Source organism: Microbulbifer agarilyticus (assembly GCF_020171345.1).
Taxonomy (GTDB): Bacteria; Pseudomonadota; Gammaproteobacteria; order Pseudomonadales; family Cellvibrionaceae; genus Microbulbifer; species Microbulbifer agarilyticus_D.
The window spans coordinates 13779-31180 of the sequence record NZ_JAIUZM010000001.1 but is presented as its reverse complement, the minus strand read 5'-3'; the positions used below and the strand labels follow the sequence as shown (position 1 = coordinate 31180).

Below are 17402 nucleotides of genomic sequence, written 5' to 3'. Positions count from 1 at the left end.
GATTTCTAAATCCGGGACGGATACCCCATGTTTGAAGATGACGGCTATGCACTGGAAACACTGGCAGTAAGAGCGGGCCAGAGCCGGTCGGCGGAAGGCGAGCACGCCGAGCCTATCTACACCACTTCCAGTTACGTCTTTCCCTCCGCGGCAGAAGCCGCCGCGCGTTTTTCCGGGGATTCCCCCGGCAATGTCTACTCGCGCTACACCAACCCCACCGTGCGCATGTTCGAAGAGCGCATTGCCGCGCTGGAAGGCGGGGAGGCGGCTGTTGCCACCTCCAGCGGTATGGCCGCGATCCTGAGCCTGTGCATGGCCACCCTGAAAAGTGGCGACAAAGTGATCTGCTCGCGCAGTGTGTTCGGTACAACGACTGCGCTGTTTACCCGTTACATGGTGAAGTTTGGGGTCAAGGTCAGCTTTGTGGAACTGACCGACTTCCAGGCCTGGCAAGATGCCTTGGATGGCGACACCAAGTTGCTGTTTATGGAGACGCCGTCAAACCCTCTGTGTGAGGTTGCGGATATCCGGGCTATGGCTGACCTGGCCCACAGTGCTGGCGCGCAGCTGGTGGTGGATAACTGCTTCTGCACCCCGGCGCTGCAGCGCCCGCTGGATCTGGGGGCGGACATTGTGGTGCATTCCGCCACCAAGTTCCTGGACGGGCAGGGCCGCTGTCTGGGTGGCGTGGTTGTGGGCAAGCAGGAACTGATGGATGAAGTGGTGATCTTCCTGCGCACCTGCGGTCCCAGCCTGAGCCCGTTCAACGCATGGGTATTCCTGAAAGGGCTGGAGACCCTCAGCCTGCGGATGCGCGCGCATTGCACCAGTGCGCTGGATATCGCCTGGTGGCTGAATGAGCACGCGCAAGTGGAAAAGGTCAATTATGTGGGCCTGCCGAGCCATCCGAATCATCAGCTGGCCGCGGCACAGCAGTCCGGCTTTGGTGCGGTGTTCAGCTTTACCGTGCCCGGGGGCCGGGAGGCTGCCTGGAGGGTGATCGACGCCTGTAAGATTTTCTCGGTGACCGCCAATCTCGGTGATGCCAAAAGCACCATCGTGCACCCGGCCACCACCACGCATGGGCGCCTGAGTGACGAGGACAAGGAAAAGGCTGGTATTAGCGAAAACCTGATCCGGGTCTCTGTGGGCCTGGAAAATGTTGAGGACCTTAAAGTCGATCTGGCGCGGGGTTTGTCGGCACTGGTCTAGCGGGCTTAAAAGAGCCACAATGGCGTGAAATGAGACATTGTGAAGGGCCCCGCCGGGTGCGGGGCCTATCATTAATGGCTAAGAGATAAACCGAGCAGTAATGGATTTGCCGTGCAAAAAATCATCTCCGCCATCGTCGAGGATATCGGTAAGGTTCTTCTGGGTAAGGAGCATCAGGTAAAGCTGGCGCTGGCTTGCCTGTTGGCGCGCGGTCACCTGTTGATCGAAGATTTACCCGGTATGGGCAAGACCACCCTGGCGCACGCCCTGGGGCGGGTGCTTGGGCTCTCTTACAAGCGGGTCCAATTCACCAGCGACATGCTGCCGGCGGATATTATCGGTATCAGCATTTTCGAGCGTGAGACCGGGCAATTCCGCTTCCATGAGGGGCCGGTGTTCAGTCAGCTGCTGCTCGCGGATGAGATCAACCGCAGCTCTCCCAAGACCCAAAGTGCGTTACTTGAGGCCATGGAGGAGCGTCAGGTCAGCGTGGATGGCGAGACCCGACCGCTACCGGAACCCTTCTTTGTTATCGCCACCCAGAATCCGCTGCAACAGTCCGGCACCTTTGTACTGCCGGAATCCCAGTTGGACCGCTTTCTGATGCGTATCAGCCTGGGGTACCCCACCCGCGAGGCCGAGCGCGCCCTGTTCAATGGCGTCGACCCACGTGCGCAGCTGGCGCAGATCACGCCGCGTATCAACAGCGAAGGGCTGCGCAAGCTACAGGGGCTGGTGCACCAGGTGAAAGCCTCCGACTCGCTGCTCGATTATCTGGAGCGCCTGGTGCAGCACACGCGCCAGAGTGCCGAGTGTGGTGTAGGCCTGTCTCCCCGCGGTGCCCTGGCACTGCTGCATGCGGCCCGCGCCTGGGCGCTGATCCACAACCGCGGTCATATCCTGCCGGAAGATTTACAGGCGGTTCTTCCCGCCGTCGCAGGTCACCGCCTGCAAACGGATGGTGGCGATGGCGCGCAACTGGTCGAGCGCATGATGCACCAAGTGGACATCATCGCTGCCTGAGGCGAGTAAGGGGCCGGCCAGTGCTCGAAAAAATTTCCTTCAAAGCGGTAAGCGATAACAGTGAAGCCGGCGGGCTGCTGCAGCAGCGGTGGTTGCGCTGGTTGAATCGTCGCTTGCCACCTGCGTCGACGGTTACCCTCAATCACCGCAAACTGTTTGTACTGCCCACTGCCGCCGGCATGGGGTTCCTGCTGCTGATCGTTCTGCTTTGGCTGCTGGGCACCAATTACGAGAACAATCTGGTACTCGCACTGGTATTCATGCTGGTAGGGGTGTTTGTGATTTTGCCGGTGCACACCTTTGCCAACCTGTCGGCGCTCAAACTGCGCCTGCAGGAAGTGGAGCCCGCGTTCGCTGGTGATTTCGGCCGCGCCAAAATCGTACTGAAGAAAACCGGCAAGCGCTCTCATGAGCGGGTGCGGCTGTGCTGGCCACCGGAAGAAGGGGCGCTGGTAGATATTACCGATAGTGAGCCAACGGAAGTGACCCTCGAGCTTCCTCTGATACGGCGAGGAAAAGTGCGCGCGCCGCGGATACGCGTGGAAAGCCGCTTTCCTGCCGGGTTGTTCAAGTGCTGGAGTTGGGTGGACCTGGATGTCGAGTTTCTGGTGTATCCGCAACCCAAGTCTGCCGGCCCGCTGCCCTGGGGGGCGAGCGTTGGTGAAGGCGATCAGGAGCAAACCCACTCCGCAGGCGGGGACGATTTCGCTGGGCTGAAAAGTTATCAGGCCGGTGACTCATTGCGCCACGTGGCGTGGAAGCAATTTGCCGGCGGGCGTGACCTGTACAGTAAAGAGTATGCCTCCGGTAGTGATGCCCGCTTGTGGCTGGATTGGGATTTACTGGCCGGACGCGAGTTGGAGGCCCGCCTCAGCAATCTGTGTGCCTGGGTGCTGGAGGCGGAGCGCGCGCAAGTGGCTTACGGCCTGCGCATTCCGGGGCAGACCTTGGCGCCTGCGATCGGCGCTGCACACCGACAAAAGGCGCTGACCTTGTTGGCATTGTTCCCGCTACAGGGGGTGTCATCGTGAGCGAGGTTGCCGGCCAGTTCCGTACCTTGCTGCCGCGCGAGAGCCTGCTGTGGGTATTTGCCGCCCAGTTCGTCGTCCTGCTGCCGCACTTTGCGCACCTGCCGAGCTGGCTTATTTTTGCCTGGTTTCTGGCCGTTTTATGGCGGATAGAAGTGTTTCGCGGGCGCCGTGCAGTGCCCGGGCGCGCGATCAAGCTGCTGGCGGTCACCCTGGCCGTAGCCGGGTTAGCGCTGACTTACCGGCGCTGGTTTGCGCTTGAGCCGATGGTCGCTTTGCTGGCGGTTTCCTTTACCCTGAAGAACATCGAGTTGTTGAGCCGCCGGGATGCGGTGCTCAGTTTGATGTTGGCCTACTTCCTTGCCGCCACCCTGTTTGTGTTTGAGCAGACCATTCCGTACGCGTTGTATGGGGTGTTGTGCCTGGTGGTGATTACCGCCGCACTGGTGGCCCAGCAGGGCAGTGGCAGTGCGCGGGTTGGGCGGGCGCTCGGATTGTCGATGAAGATCCTTGCGCAAGCCGTGCCGGTGATGTTGATTCTGTTTGTGGTGATGCCGCGCCTGGGGCCCTTGTGGGCGGTACCGAATAATACCTCCGCCGCTTCCACGGGGATCAGCGACTCCATGAGCCCCGGGGACTTCAGTCGGTTGTCAAAATCCGACAAGCCAGCCTTGCGTATTTCCTTCGACGGTTCTGTGCCCCCGCCAGAGCAGCGCTACTGGCGGGGGTTAGTGTATACCCACTTTGATGGCCGGCGCTGGAGTGAGCCCGGGGTTACCGGTAACCGCTGGTTTGGCCGACGGTTTCACAGTACGCAGAGCAGTCAGGAAGACGACGGCAGGTTGCCCGCGGTGGGCCCACGCTATCGTTATCAGGTGATTCAGGAGGCCAGCCATAACCCCTGGTTATTCGCGTTGGCGATCTCCGACTCCGATACACGCGGGGTGCGCTCGACCGGCGACGATACGTTGGTTTATCACATGCCCGTAGGCAGCCGGCTTGCGTACGACGTCCGCTCCTGGCCGCGGGAGAGTGCCACTGCCGGAGCGCGGCTGAGCCCTGCGGAAGAGCGTCGTCATTTACAGTTGCCCGAATCCGGGAATCCGCAGGCCCGCGCCTGGGCAGAGGCCCGACGGCGGGAGGGAATGGATTCACTGGCCATCTCGCAGTCCCTGTTAGCGCGATACAACCGCAGCTTCACCTACACACTGAAACCGCCGGCCCTGGGTGCGGATACGGTGGATGAATTCATGTTCGATACGCAGCAGGGGTTCTGCGAGCATTTCGCCAACAGCTACGTGTTTACCATGCGCGCCGCGGGGGTACCGGCGCGCGTCGTCGCCGGGTATCAGGGTGGCAAGTGGGTGGAGCAGGAAGAGTATCTGCTGGTGCGCCAGTACGACGCCCATGCCTGGGCAGAGATCTGGTTGCCAGAGCGCGGCTGGGTGCGGGTCGACCCCACCGCGGCAGTGGCGCCGGAGCGTATTCGCGACGGCCTGCAAAGTGCCGTAGCAGAAGAGTTTATGCAGGATGCATTTCTGCCCCTGCATAAGATTGGTTTTATAAACCGGTTGCGGCTGCAATGGGACACGATTAATTACCGCTGGTATCAAACGGTAGTGAGCTTTGACGCGGACCGTCAGCAGGGCTTGTTGAAACGTTGGCTTGGCGAGATCTCGCCACTGCGTATGGCGATGTTTCTCGGTGTACCGATTGCTGTAGGATTGCTGGGACTGCTGGTCTGGCTCAACCTGTCCGCGCGCGGCCCAGCGCTGCCCCCGGCCAGCCGCGCCTATCTGCGATTCTGCCAGCGCATGGCCCGTGCCGGCTTGCCGCGTCGCTCCGGTGAGGCACCGGGCGATTTTGCCCGACGTATTGAGCGGGAGTTACCGGCGCTTGGTCCCATGGCCGCACGTATTACCGTTGCCTATGAAAGGGCGGCCTATACCGACAGCAAAGATGCGTTAAAGCAACTGCGCCGTTTGGTGCGAGGGTTCTGGCCGCTTCGACAGCTGGCCAAGTTGGGCACTGCCCCCGCACCGCATCAATCTGTGGGACAATAGACCGTTCTGTAATCGCGGCCCTTTTTGTATCCCGGGCTTCTGTGTCTGTTGCTGAATCGTTGCAGCGGAAAAACGCGGGTAGCGAGTGACTGTTTTCCGGATCCTGAAATGACTTTTCCCGCACTGGCGGCTCGACTGCGAACTTTTCTGCTTGGCTTCAGTGGCACCTCGCTTGCCACCGGTCTGCAGGTGGTTTTGCTGCCATGGATCGCGGTATCGCTGGTCGAGTTGCCCGCTCTGCAGCTGAGCTGGGTGCAGGCCTCGGTATTACTTCCCAACCTGATATTTTTGCTATTCGGCGGTGCGCTGGCGGACCGTATCGACGCGGCGCGGGTCGCCGCACTCTCCTGCTTGGGCTTGGCTCTATGTCACGCAGTGCTCGCCTATTACCTGATGCACTCTATTCCCAGTCTGGCGCTGTTATTGATGTACGGCGTGAGCCTGGGGGTGTGTACGGCGTTTCTGCAGCCTGCCCGGGAAACGCTGGTGCAACGTGGGGCCCAACAACCGCCAGTAGGGGGTAAGCTGCAGGAGGATCAGGTACAGCATCTGGTGACTTGGATGATGCTGGCGCAGTACGGTGGGCAGGCGGTAGGTATGCTGCTGGCCAGCCGGTTTGACAGCTGGGGGGCGGAAACCCTGCTGCTGATTCAGGTGGTGGTATTACTGTTTGCCGCAGGCTTTTTTATTTCCCTGCGTCGCGGCGGAGCCCCATTAGAAAAGCCTGCCAAAAAATTACCGCGCGCCTTGCTGGAAGGCTTTGCCGAGGTGCGCAAGAGCCGCGCAATTTTCGAGCTGGTACTGCTGGTCGGCTTTAACGGCTTGGTACATATCGGTGTGTTCCTGGTGGTATTGCCGTTGCTGGCGGAAAGTTACGAGCGGGGCGCCAGCTACTACGCCTGGCTGCAAATCGCATTTGTCGTGGGCACGGTGACCGCAACCGTAGTCATGCTGCGGCGAGGACAGGGAGACCATCCCGGCCGTGGCGTCCTGATGTGCCTGCTCTACAGCGCCGCGCTGTTGATTGCGATCAGTTTTGGGCCTACCGCGTTTGGTCTTGCGCTGCTGTGTGCCTGCTGGGGCGCAGTGGCCGCGGCGTCGGCAGCGCTGGGTAAGTCCATTGTCCAGGTATTGGCACCGGAGCAGGTGCGCAGCCGAATTATTTCGATCTACCAGTTTTCCCTGTTCGGCTCTGCGGCGATCGGGGCACTGCTCGCCGGTGTGATCAGTGAATTTACCGCGCCACTCACTACGCTATTGTGGGCCGGCATCTTCAGCCTGCTGGCGTTTGTGCTGGTGTGGATCAGTGGCGCCCTGCGTCAGCTGGATATCCGGCAGCCGCAGGGCGCTGATGATTGACGGGGTAAACCTGACTACCAGCGGTTGCTGATCCAGAGCGTCTGATAAGGATCGAGGGTAATACTCGCAAGCATGTCATCGAAGGTGGCATCGCTCACCAGATCTTTCCACGTGTCCGTGCCAATCAGGTTGATCGCGTTCAGCGACACCGTTTGTGGCTGATCGGAGATGTTATTCAGGCAGAAAATACTCTGCCTGCGGTCCAGGCTCTGACGCCAGAACGCAAACACATGGTCGCCCAGATGCAAGGTGAACTGCGTCGCATTGGGGTGAAAGGCTGGCTGTTCGCGGCGCAGTTTGATTAACCGGCGCAGTTTGTGGAATACCTTGTGATGGTGGCTCTCTGGGTCTGCCAGGCGCTCGTTGAGTTCCTGCTCCTGCCACTGGCGGCGGTTGATGGCGCGGTTGTGACCGTGCTCTTTCATCCGCTCGTAGTCGTTCGTGGTGCCCACCAGGCTGTGCAGGTAAAACGCCGGTATTCCCTCCAATGCCAGCATAATGGCATGGGCACACACAAAGCGCTCTAGCTGCCAGCCATCTTCTCCAGCGGTAGTGCCTTTCAAGGCGTCAAACAGTGAGATATTGATTTCGTAAGGCTTGTTACTGCCGTCATCCAGCGCGCGCCAGGAAATCTGCCCGCCGAAATTTTCCATCGTCTGAATCAGCGCTTCTTGCTCGCTATCGTCCAGCAATCCCTCTACCGGCCGCAGACCAATCCCGTCATGGGATGCAATAAAGTTGAAATACGTGGTGCCATTCTGCGCGGGCGGCATACTCATCAGCCAGTTTTTCAGATAGCGACAGTTCCCGGTGACCAGTGAATTCACCAGTAACGGCGGCAGAGAAAAATTGTAGATACAGTGCGCCTCATTGGCATTGCCGAAGTAGGACAGGTTTTCCCGATTGGGAATGTTGGTTTCGGTAATGATGACCGCGTTGGGGTCGGCGTGCTCAATCAGTGTGCGCAGTAAGCGAACGATCTCGTGGGTCTCTTCCAGGTTTAAACAGTTGGTGCCGAGAATTTTCCAGATAAAGGCGACCGCATCCAAACGGAAGATGCGCACACCCATGTCCAGATACAGTCGGATAATATCGACAATCTTCGTTAGTACCTTGGGGTTGGCGAAATTCAGGTCGATCTGGTCGTGGCCGAATGTACACCAGACATGTTGCGTGCCCCTTGGTGTGCTGGTTGCGCGAAGCAGCGGTGTAACCCGGGGACGCACCACTTTGCTGAGGTCTTCTTTCGGGTCTACCTCGACAAAAAAATCACGGCCCGGACTTTTCCCTTTCTGGTAGTTGGTAAACCACTCGTGCTGGGCGGAACAGTGGTTGATTACGAGGTCGGCCATCAGGTGAAAATCGGCGCTGATACGCAGGATATCGCTCCAGTCACCCAGTGGCGGATCCACCTGTTTGTAGGCGGATACCGCAAAGCCGTCGTCACTGGAATAGGGGAAGAATGGCAGTATGTGCACCGTATTGATCAGCATTGGAAAATGCGCTTGTAAAAAGTGGTGCAGCGTCTTCAGCGGTGGCTGGTTGTCGCTCAGAAAGCTGTTGCCGTAGGTGATTACCGCAATATCGGTCTGATCCCACAGGTTTTTATGCGCAAGCGGACTTTGGCAGTCCTCATCCAGACGCATCGTCCGAATCAGGTTTTGCGCAATGGGTTCAACGTCGAGTTCCGGGTAGATAAACGTGAGGTGATCCATCACCTTCTGGTGCAATACTTCTTTGATTGGCAGGTGTGCAGTCGATTGATTCACGGTCTCCCCCGGATATCTACAAGTCTGAAAATAGAGCGATGGTCAAACGTTGTACTCTTCGTAGTCGGCTTCCACCGCCTGCTTGAGCTGGTCGAGGAATCCAGGTTCCGCGCTGGTGATGCGGTTCCAGCTGGGAATGAACGGTGTTTCCATCGGGTTTTCCAGAAACGCCTGTCCCGCTTTTACCAGGTTGCTCGCGAATAGCTCAACGGTCTGTTCTTCCTTGTGTATATCAAAATTCAGGCCATTAATTATGGCGTCGTTGCGATAGGTTTCCACGAAGTCCAGGGCGATGCGGAAGTAGGTGGCTTTGATGCTGCGGAAGGTTTCCGAAGAAAACACCGTACCCTGGGTGGCCAGTTTGCGGAAGAAGGATTTCGCGATATCGATGGACATCTTGGAAAGTCCGCCGTGCTCATCGTCGAACGACACATCTTGATGCTTGTGATCGTAAGCGTGTGCAATGTCTACCTGACACAGGCGGTTGGTGGAGTAGTTGCGATACATTTCCGACAGTACGCCGATTTCCAGTCCCCAGTCACTGGGAATACGCAGGTCATTGATCACGTCGCGGCGGAAGGAGAACTCGCCGGCGAGGGAGTAACGGAAGCTATCCATGTACTCCAGATACTTGGTGTGACCGTAGATTTTCTTCAGAGTACGAATCAACGGTGTCACCAGCAGGCGGCATACGCGGCCGTTTATTTTTCCGTTGGCAACACGGGAATAATAGCCTTTGCAGAATTCGTAGTTGAACTGCGGATTGGCCACCGGGTAGAACAGTCGTGCCAGCATCTCGCGGTCATAGGTGACGATGTCGCAATCGTGCAGGGCCACCGCTTCACCGCGGCCGGAAGCGAGAATATATCCCAGACAGTACCACACATTGCGTCCCTTGCCGGCATCTTGCGGGGCGAGGCCGTCGCGCTGTAACTGCGCATCCAGCTGCCGCAGACGCGGGCCATCGTTCCACAGTACCCGCACGTGTTGTGGCAGTATGCTGAACTGCTTCAGTGCGTCGCGGTACTGGGATTCATCGGCGCGGTCCAGTCCAATCACAATTTCGGACAGGTAGGGGACGTCTGCCAGAATTTTTAGAATTTTAGGGAGTGCTTCACCTTCCAGTTCGGAATAGAGCGACGGCAGTAGCAGCGACATGGGGCGGTGCTTGGCAAAGCGAATAAGGTCTGCCTCCATGTCCTCCAGGCTGCGATTGGAAAGATTGTGCAGGGTTGTGATATCGCCATTTTGGAAAAAATCGGTCACAGTTATTTCCTATTATTGTGCAGTTTTAAATTCGGTTGCGAGCAGCTTCTGGATGGCATCTGCCCAGCCTTGCGGGCCAGTATTCTGTGTGACGGCCAGAAAAGGATGGTGGTCGAGTGTGGGGGGGGCATGAGTTGGCGAGCGTACGATGATGGCGATGTCGGCAACGTTCAGCATATCCAGGTCGTTGGGTCCGTCGCCACTGCCGACCAGTTTACAGGGGCGGTTGCTGTGTTGCTGGTAGATTTGTTGCAGCAACTGCGTTGCATGCCCCTTGTCGGTCTGGCCGAGCACATGCAGAAAGCGTCCGCCCTGTAGTGTGGCGAAGCCGGCGGCCTCGGCGCGGCGAGCAAACGCCATTTTTTCCTGCTCCGTACCCTGCCAGAGCAGCGGTTCGGAATAATGTCGGGAATTTGCCTGCTCGGCCTGCGTGCGGCTCAACCCGGTTGCCGCAACGATTTCGTCGATACTGGCGGCGGCAAAATTCAAATAAGGTGCGCCGTGGCGTTTCCTGTCCTGTGCCAGGAAGTCGAGGATGGACTGGCGACGTGCTCCGGGCTCCAGAACCCAGTAACCGGATTCTTCTTGTGCGTGTTCTGGCTTTTGCGGGAAATAACCCGAGGGTATAAAAATCGCGGAACCGTTTTCCACGATAAACGGATGGCGGTTTTGCAGTGCGTCCCGCAGCGTCAACATCTCGTCGCGGGTTTTACTGCTGTTCAGAATCACCGGGATTTCGGCCGTTTCCAGATCCACCAGGGTCGCATCGGCCGGTTGGTGCGAGTAGGTAAAGTGATCGAGCAGAGTGCCGTCCAGATCACTGACGATCATCCATTGGTGCGACAGGCGGGTATTTTTATTCATTCCGTTCCAGATGCGGGTCTTCCTGATGCAGATCTTGAGAGCGTCACCTAAAAGGAGCGCGCTCAGATCTACTAATCCAAAAATAGTGCCAGTCTACGGAAAGTGAGCCACAGCGGTGCTTTGCACACGACAATTGGCGTAGTAATTCTCTTGTTGATTCCAGGCTATCGAACCGCATGCCTCATCTTGGGTAATCGAGTCGAAGCGAGAGCATGGGGTGCACTAATTGGGTGCGGCGCCTGTTGCGGCGGAAATATGTGGGAGATGGGAGACCAGCTAACGGAAATTCGGTGGCTGGGCGGGCTGAGAGGCCCTTGAGCGCAAAAAAGAAAGGGCATTCCCGGTGAGGGGATGCCCTTGTCGAGCCGCGAAGTCAGAAGACCGCGCCTGAATCAAATAGAGCGGACCCAGGTACCGTCCGGCTGACGGCAGGCGGTGCCGCGTGTGCTGTCGGATGCGTCGTTGGTAAAGAACTCGGCGGTGTAGGAACGACAATACTGATCGCCACGCATTTCGACGCTACCGGGGATTACCGCGTAGTTCTCATTGCCCTGGGTGTTTTGCCAGGTGATACGCTCGCCTTCGGGAGCAAACTCCAGTGCCTGCGCCACACACGCCTGGTTGCGCTGATCCATACGTCGGCCCACTTCGCCGCCGATCAATACGCCGGCAATGGCTCCGCCAATGGTGGCCGCTGTGTTGCCACGGCCATCGCCGATTTGGTGGCCAATGACGCCGCCAATCAGTCCACCCAGAACACTGCCCACTTGATCGCTGTTACAGCGCGACACGGAGGTGCGGGTGGTTGGGCGCCATTCCGGGCGGTATTCGGGCTCAGGCGCGCGCTGGTCGAACCATGGGGGCAGAATCACCACCCGGGCGGTATCGTGATGACCGTGATGGTGGGCATAGCGGCGGGGAGTTTTGCAGGTGCGCTCTTCCTTATAGTCGCCGTTACGGCTCCACTTCCGCTCAACCTTGCAGTTGCCTTCCCAGTATTCTTCCTTGTAACTGTGCTTTTTGTGCTTGTGGTGTTTCTTCCAGCCCTTACCTTCGGGAGGCTCGGCGTGCAATGCCACCGAAAGGCTGCCACAAAGCAGTGCGACGAGAACGGAGGAGAGTAGTTTCATGACTTGATATCCGCGTTTCGAAATTTGCCAAATATTTTTCTGAGTATGGCGCGAATACTACCAATGAGCAGGTCGGCAGGCAGTGACATGGCCGACGTTCTGGAAAATTGCCCGGCGAGCCTTGAAGCGGAGGTCTCCGTTGGAAGAAGCTGTTTGGCCTGCGAGGATGAGAGGGAAACTCTGGGAAGGAGGGGCGAGGGGCCATGGTGGCGATGAACGCCATCATGGCCTTGGTCGAGGACGTTTTAAAGCCCGCTAAGGGGCGATGCAACCCATGCAGCGGAGGTACAGCGCGCGCGGGTCTTTGAATGACTTCAGTTCAGCGAACGGTTGCAATGCGGGCTGCAGGCTGCTGAACCACGCGCCCAGCGGCAGGTTGCGTTCGATGCTGGCTGACACCTGGGCATCGACGTTTTCCGCCAGCGCACGCATCAGCTTTTCACTCGGGCTCAACTCGCGCTGGATCTCCATCACATCGTACTTATCAATCTCGGCCAATTGTGCGGCGTCCGCAATGGCATCCTTGAGATTGCCAAGGTCATCCACCAGGCCAAGCTCCAGAGCCGCACGACCCGTCCACACCTGTCCTTGGGCGATCTTGTGAATTTCCTCGGGAGTACTGTTGCGGGCTTCGGCCACGAGCTGCAGGAATTGCGCATAGGTATGCTCGACGCCCTGCTGCAGGATATCGGCGGCGGCCTCAGGCAGCGGCCGGTCGAGGCGCATGGTGCCCGCCAGCGCGGTCGTGCCGACGCCGTCGTTGTAGATGCCCAGGTGTTCCAGCGAGTCTTCGAAGGTTGGGAAGGCGCCAAACACACCGATGGAACCGGTGATGGTCGACGGTGATGCCCAGATACGATCGCCACCGGCCGCAATCCAGTAACCGCCGGAGGCCGCAACGCTGCCCATGGAAATCACCACCGGAATGCCCGCTTCGCGGGTGGCGAGCAGTTCCTGGCGTATCGCTTCGGACGCGAATGCCGATCCGCCCGGGCTGTCGATACGCAGCACCAGTGCCTTGACGTTTTTGTCGCGGGCCTTGGCAATCAGTTTGCCGAGGCTGGCACTGCCGATCTGTCCGGCCGGTGCATCGCCATCGACGATTGCGCCGGCGGCGCTGATCAGAGCGACTTTATCTTTTGGCTGGCGCGGATCCGGCAGGTTGGTCATTTTCATGTGGCGCAGGTAATCCTGCGCATGAATGCCGCGGTATTGGGATGTATCTTCTTTGGCCTCGCCAACGACCTCCTGCAGCTCGGCGACGGCCGCGCGACGGGTTAGGAGCTTGTCGACGAATTGATTCGCCAATGCTGCCTTGGCCCAGCTACCGCCTTCAGCACGCAGGTTTTGCGGTAATTCGGCAATATAGTTATCGACGGCGCTGGGCGGCAGGTTGCGCAAACCGGTCACCTGTTCGGTGTATTCGTTCCACAAACGGTTGAGCCAGCGCGCTTTGTTCTCGCGGGAGGCAGGCGACATATCATCGCGGATATAGGGCTCAATGGCGTCTTTGTAATCGCCCACGCGGAATACGTGGAAGTTGATTTTTAGCTTGTCGAGCGCGCTTTTCACGTAGCTGCGGTAGCTGCCGAAACCGGTGATGAGCAGCGAGCCCATCGGGTTCATGTACACCTTGTCCGCATGACTGGCGAGGAAGTACTGGCCCTGGGTGAAGTTGTCACCGATGGCATAAACCGGCTTGTCGCTCGCCTTGAAGCGTTGCACCGCTTCACCCACTTCTTCGAGCTTGCTCAAGCTGGCGCCGGCGAGGCTGTCGAGTTCCAGAACCAACGCAGAAATTCGGCTGTCGCCGGCCGCGTGATCAATGGCGTCGACCAGGTCTTTTACCCGCGTCTCTTGCGGCGCGGAGGGGCCGCCAAAAAAGCCGGGTAGCACGCCTGGCTGGCTGAGTTCATCCACCAGGAAGCCACTGGGCGCCACCTTTAACGCGCCCCCCTGGGGCACGGTAATGCGCTCTTCACCGCCAAATATTGCGACGCCGATAAACAGAAGTAGCAGCAGGAAGATTAGGTTGGTAACCACCCGGCGCAGCCAGGTGATGGCTCCGCCGATGGCGCCAAAGAAGCGGCGGATAACCCCGCGGCTACGTGTTGATTCGGTCAAACCTGAAACTCCTTGTTGAACGGTCTGTTGTGTTTCTTCTGTGGTTTACAAACTGACGTGGGTGCGTGCGTTGTGTAACTGCACCTGCCAGCGACTGGTCATCATTGACGATATAAATAGGATAAGGCTGAGGGCGGTCAACGCGCCATGCTGCCAGCCGCGTGTAGGCATCATTACGTCGACGATTCCGGCGGTAATATAGAGCAGCAGGATAAAACACAGCCATAAATAGCTGCGCTGACGCTGCTTGAGCAGGCCGGGCAATACCAGCAGCAGCGGCACTGTCTGCAGCAACCACCATTTAAATGAGCCGCCCAGGAACAGGTTCCACACAACGAATAACAGCAGCAGCCCGCCGTAGCACACCCAGTTGAGTTTGCGTGCGAACGCCAATTTGCGGGCTACCAGCGCCTCGTCGATGGGCTTGCCTGGTTTCTTGTCTTTAGCCACGGTGCTCTCCCAGTCGGTTCGCCAGATCGGCAATGCGTTTTCCAAGTGCCCGGCACAGGGTGATCTCATCGGCACTCAGGCCGTCCTCAGCGCTGCCTGCCCAGTGGGAGGCGCCGTACGGTGTGCCGCCGGTGGAGGTGTGCATCAAGGCCCCTTCAGAATAGGGGATACCAGCGATGACCATGCCGTGGTGCATCAGCGGCAACATCATCGACAGCAGGGTGGTTTCCTGGCCGCCGTGCAGGCTCCCGGTGGAGGTAAACACGGCGGCGGGTTTGCCGCTCAGACTGCCGTCGAGCCACATGTCACTGGTCTGGTCCAGAAAGTAGCGCAATGGCGCTGCCATGTTACCAAAGCGTGTGGGGCTGCCCAGCAGCAGGCCGGCGCAGTGGCGCAGGTCATCCGGGGTACAGTAAGGCGCGCCGCTGTCGGGTACCGGAGGCAAGGATGCCGCGGTATCTGGCGAAACCGAAGGTACCGTGCGCAATCGCGCTTCCAGTCCTAGCTCCTCTACGCCGCGGGCGAGTTCCGCGGCCATTTTGGCGGTGGCGCCACTGCGACTGTAATAAAGCACAAGGATGTAAGGCGCTTGATTCGCAGAAGCCACTAGATCAACTCCAGTACATTTTCAGGCGGACGGCCGAGTACGGCCTTGTCACCTTTGACCACGATAGGACGCTCGATCAGCTTGGGATGACTTACCATCGCGTCGATCAGATCGTCGTCGCTGTGGCTGGAGTCTTTCAGATTCAGTTCTTTATAGGCCTCTTCGCCCTTGCGTAGCAAATCGCGCGGCGCGATACCGAGCTTGCCAAGAATGGTTTTCAGAGCAGCGGCATCTGGCGGCGTCTCCAGATAGAGTACGATTTCCGGTTCGATATCGTTTTCCTGCAGTAACTGCAGGGTTTGGCGAGATTTTGAACAGCGAGGGTTATGGTAGATCGTCCACATCGAAAGCGTATCCTGTTAAGGTTTGGCGTATTCTAACAGCCTGCGGTTGGTCGTCTACGCTGAGGTATGGCGTACTTTTTAGACAAATTGCACGGATTTATACGCTCCATTCACGAGAAAATGGCGCGTAGCCACTTGTTTTACACGGTAAGCGAGAGCCGGATTGGCAAGTGGTGTGGGGAGTTGTTTGACAAGAGCTATAACAAATTGAGAAGACCCATGACTGAAATGGTGCACCGCTGGCGTCGTTTTTTTACCTCTTTGTGGACCGTGTTCAACGAGAAGAACTGCCGGCAGAATGCCGCGGCGCTGACGTACATGACACTGTTCGCGATCGTCCCCCTGGTGACGGTGAGTTACGCCATGCTGTCACTGTTCCCGGACTTCGCGGGTCTGGAAAGCAAAATCCAACACCAGATCTTTTCCCATTTCGTGCCGGAGAGCGGGCGCGAAGTGCAGGAGTATATCGATAGTTTTTCCACCCAGGCCCAGCGTCTTACCGGTGTCGGTATTGGTATTCTGCTGCTGACCGCGGGCTTTATGCTGAAAAATATCGAGGCCACGTTTAATGCAATCTGGGATATTCCCAAGGGCCGCCGCGGCGTTTCCAGCTTTTTACTCTACTGGGCGATTCTGAGTCTCGGGCCGATATTGCTCGGGGCCGGTATGGCCGCCACCACCTATTTGTTCTCACAGAAAGTGCTCGCGCACAACGATAGCCTGGGCGTATTACCGGTGGTATTGCGGGTGCTGCCCTGGGTGTTTACCGCCATCGCTTTTACCTTGCTATTTGTGGCGGTACCCAATTGCCGTGTGCCGCTGCGTCATGGGCTTGCGGGCGGCGTGATCACCGCCTTTGCCTTTGAGTTTGCAAAGTATCTGTTTGGCACTATCGTCGGACGCAGTTCAGTACAGGCGATTTACGGTGCATTCGCCTTTGTACCGCTGTTCCTGTTGTGGATCTATTTGTTGTGGATGATCGTGCTGGCAGGGTGTGTGCTGGTGCGAACACTGTCCGCTTACCACGCGGCGGCCCAGGGGCGAAATTACTCCGACTTGGTGGCAACCCTGTCTATTTTGTGGAAGTTTTTCTGTAATTATCAGCAGGGACAGACCATTCGCGAACAGGATATTTCACGCGCGGGTATACGTCCCACGCAGTGGCGCCGTATCCGCGAGGTGCTGCAGGACAATCAGGTGATTGGACAAACCGATCGCAACGAGTTTGTATTGGTACGCGATCTGGATTCGGTGACCCTGCAACAGATGCTGGATTGGCTGCACCCGGCACCGGTGCCGGAGAGCGGCCACCGCGAGTTGGAAGTGCGCCCCTGGTACCGCGAGGTGGAAGCGCGCTTCCGCGAAGCGAGAGACTTTTCCCGCGAGCACCTTTCCCGAAGCCTTGGCGACCTGTTTCGCGAGTCGATGTCGCAAGAGGTTGTGGAAAAGAGCGTGGATACCAGCTTGAATCCCGCCGCGGTGGCCGGGGAAGAGATCCCAGATAATAAATCGGTTAGCAAAGGGAGTAGCCGCAATGCGCGTAGCGGCAAGTCGTCGAGTAAAACAGCCAAGTCTTGAGCGGTTCCGCGCTCTTTTTCTTCTAATCGCAGTGCTCGCGCTGGCCACGGGGTGCGGCGCGCGCTCCGGTGGGTTAGCTGAATTGAATGGCGAACCACTGGATACCTCGGGAAAAGTCCTGCTGGTGAACTACTGGGCAGAGTGGTGTGCACCCTGTCGCGAAGAGATACCCGAGCTAAACACCTTCTACCGCGAGCACAAGGGGCGGGTTCTGGTGCTTGGGGTAAATTTTGACCAGCCGCCAAAAGAAGAAATACAGCGGCAAGCGGACAAATTCGGTATTGCTTTCCCGTTGTTGGCGGGCGCCCCGGAAGGGCGCTGGGGTCAGGCGGTACCACAGGTACTGCCTTCCACCTTCATTATCGACCGTCACGGCCAGTGGCAGCGGACGTTAATCGGCCCGCAAACCGCAGAATCCTTAATGGAGGCTATTCAACCCTACTTATCGGAGTAGGGGCTTTCCCGGGGCTGGCTGGCATGCGCCATACGCTTGCTTCTACCTGTATAACCAAAGCGTCTTTAAGGGATTTACGCGCCGACTGTTAGGATGCGCGCAAACTATTTTTCTAAAATCCGCAATTTGGG

At 58.2% G+C, this 17402-nt stretch carries 15 protein-coding genes; 7 read left to right on the top strand and 8 right to left on the bottom strand.

The genetic code is table 11. The features are described from left to right. Window positions 1–27 precede the first annotated feature (27 nt). The 5 genes from LCM31_RS00165 to LCM31_RS00145 all read left to right on the top strand — a co-directional run bounded on the left by LCM31_RS00165 (window position 28) and on the right by LCM31_RS00145 (window position 6685). Entirely contained in the window at window positions 28–1212 is a 1185-nt protein-coding gene (locus tag LCM31_RS00165) for an O-succinylhomoserine sulfhydrylase (RefSeq protein WP_224866527.1), read from the top strand. A 111-nt stretch (window positions 1213–1323) separates the two neighbouring features. After that, window positions 1324–2235 carry an AAA family ATPase gene (locus LCM31_RS00160; protein WP_222250949.1) on the top strand — a complete coding sequence of 304 codons (912 nt, stop codon included), beginning with the start codon at window positions 1324–1326 and terminating at the stop codon, window positions 2233–2235. 20 nt (window positions 2236–2255) lie between these two features. Next, on the top strand, window positions 2256–3266 hold the full coding sequence (locus LCM31_RS00155; protein ID WP_224866526.1) for a DUF58 domain-containing protein: 1011 nt from the start codon (window positions 2256–2258) through the stop codon (window positions 3264–3266). After that, entirely contained in the window at window positions 3263–5326 is a 2064-nt protein-coding gene (locus LCM31_RS00150) for a transglutaminase TgpA family protein (RefSeq protein WP_224866524.1), read from the top strand. The genes LCM31_RS00155 and LCM31_RS00150 overlap by 4 nt, the downstream gene beginning before the upstream one ends. Window positions 5327–5434: 108 nt before the next feature. Next, window positions 5435–6685, top strand: a complete 1251-nt coding sequence (locus tag LCM31_RS00145; RefSeq protein WP_224866522.1) for an MFS transporter — start codon at window positions 5435–5437, stop codon at window positions 6683–6685. A gap of 14 nt (window positions 6686–6699) precedes the next feature. On the opposite strand, the gene LCM31_RS00140 is transcribed toward LCM31_RS00145, so the two are convergent. The 8 genes from LCM31_RS00140 to arsC form a co-directional block, all read right to left on the bottom strand. Next, the gene (locus LCM31_RS00140) at window positions 6700–8400 is read right to left on the bottom strand and encodes a sugar phosphorylase (RefSeq protein ID WP_224868632.1); all 1701 of its coding nucleotides are present in this window, start codon (window positions 8398–8400) and stop codon (window positions 6700–6702) included. Window positions 8401–8496: 96 nt separating this feature from the next. Further along, window positions 8497–9720 (bottom strand): glycosyltransferase family protein, encoded by a 1224-nt coding sequence (locus LCM31_RS00135; protein WP_224866520.1) that lies wholly within the window; start codon window positions 9718–9720, stop codon window positions 8497–8499. A gap of 12 nt (window positions 9721–9732) precedes the next feature. After that, complete coding sequence (locus LCM31_RS00130; RefSeq protein ID WP_224866518.1) at window positions 9733–10584, bottom strand: HAD-IIB family hydrolase; 852 nt, start codon at window positions 10582–10584, stop codon at window positions 9733–9735. Between the two features lie 392 nt (window positions 10585–10976). Beyond that, window positions 10977–11714, bottom strand: a complete 738-nt coding sequence (locus LCM31_RS00125) for a glycine zipper 2TM domain-containing protein (protein WP_224866516.1) — start codon at window positions 11712–11714, stop codon at window positions 10977–10979. Between the two features lie 255 nt (window positions 11715–11969). Continuing rightward, window positions 11970–13838 (bottom strand): signal peptide peptidase SppA, encoded by a 1869-nt coding sequence (sppA, locus tag LCM31_RS00120; protein ID WP_224866514.1) that lies wholly within the window; start codon window positions 13836–13838, stop codon window positions 11970–11972. A 45-nt stretch (window positions 13839–13883) separates the two neighbouring features. Continuing rightward, window positions 13884–14288 (bottom strand): DUF2069 domain-containing protein, encoded by a 405-nt coding sequence (locus tag LCM31_RS00115; protein ID WP_224866512.1) that lies wholly within the window; start codon window positions 14286–14288, stop codon window positions 13884–13886. Beyond that, on the bottom strand, window positions 14281–14895 hold the full coding sequence (gene wrbA / locus LCM31_RS00110) for an NAD(P)H:quinone oxidoreductase (protein WP_224866511.1): 615 nt from the start codon (window positions 14893–14895) through the stop codon (window positions 14281–14283). Before wrbA ends, LCM31_RS00115 begins: the two co-directional genes overlap by 8 nt. Beyond that, complete coding sequence (gene arsC / locus LCM31_RS00105) at window positions 14895–15239, bottom strand: arsenate reductase (glutaredoxin) (RefSeq protein ID WP_224866509.1); 345 nt, start codon at window positions 15237–15239, stop codon at window positions 14895–14897. Before arsC ends, wrbA begins: the two co-directional genes overlap by 1 nt. Window positions 15240–15458: 219 nt before the next feature. Between arsC and LCM31_RS00100 the strand changes: the two genes are divergently transcribed. Both LCM31_RS00100 and LCM31_RS00095 read left to right on the top strand, forming a co-directional pair. Continuing rightward, window positions 15459–16817: a YihY family inner membrane protein gene (locus LCM31_RS00100; protein WP_224866507.1), complete on the top strand. Its 1359-nt coding sequence runs from the start codon at window positions 15459–15461 to the stop codon at window positions 16815–16817. Continuing rightward, window positions 16774–17271 carry a TlpA family protein disulfide reductase gene (locus LCM31_RS00095; RefSeq protein WP_224866505.1) on the top strand — a complete coding sequence of 166 codons (498 nt, stop codon included), beginning with the start codon at window positions 16774–16776 and terminating at the stop codon, window positions 17269–17271. Before LCM31_RS00100 ends, LCM31_RS00095 begins: the two co-directional genes overlap by 44 nt. The last annotated feature ends 131 nt before the right edge of the window (window positions 17272–17402 follow it).

What these genes read in the sequence shown, in the direction of transcription:
- LCM31_RS00165 (WP_224866527.1), top strand. Translation starts at nt 28, where the DNA reads ATGTTTGAAGATGACGGCTATGCACTGGAAACACTGGCAGTAAGAGCG.
- LCM31_RS00145 (WP_224866522.1), top strand. Translation starts at nt 5,435, where the DNA reads ATGACTTTTCCCGCACTGGCGGCTCGACTGCGAACTTTTCTGCTTGGC.
- LCM31_RS00140 (WP_224868632.1), bottom strand. Translation starts at nt 8,400, where the DNA reads ATGGATCACCTCACGTTTATCTACCCGGAACTCGACGTTGAACCCATT.
- LCM31_RS00130 (WP_224866518.1), bottom strand. Translation starts at nt 10,584, where the DNA reads ATGAATAAAAATACCCGCCTGTCGCACCAATGGATGATCGTCAGTGAT.
- LCM31_RS00125 (WP_224866516.1), bottom strand. Translation starts at nt 11,714, where the DNA reads ATGAAACTACTCTCCTCCGTTCTCGTCGCACTGCTTTGTGGCAGCCTT.
- arsC (WP_224866509.1), bottom strand. Translation starts at nt 15,239, where the DNA reads ATGTGGACGATCTACCATAACCCTCGCTGTTCAAAATCTCGCCAAACC.
- LCM31_RS00100 (WP_224866507.1), top strand. Translation starts at nt 15,459, where the DNA reads ATGACTGAAATGGTGCACCGCTGGCGTCGTTTTTTTACCTCTTTGTGG.
- LCM31_RS00095 (WP_224866505.1), top strand. Translation starts at nt 16,774, where the DNA reads ATGCGCGTAGCGGCAAGTCGTCGAGTAAAACAGCCAAGTCTTGAGCGG.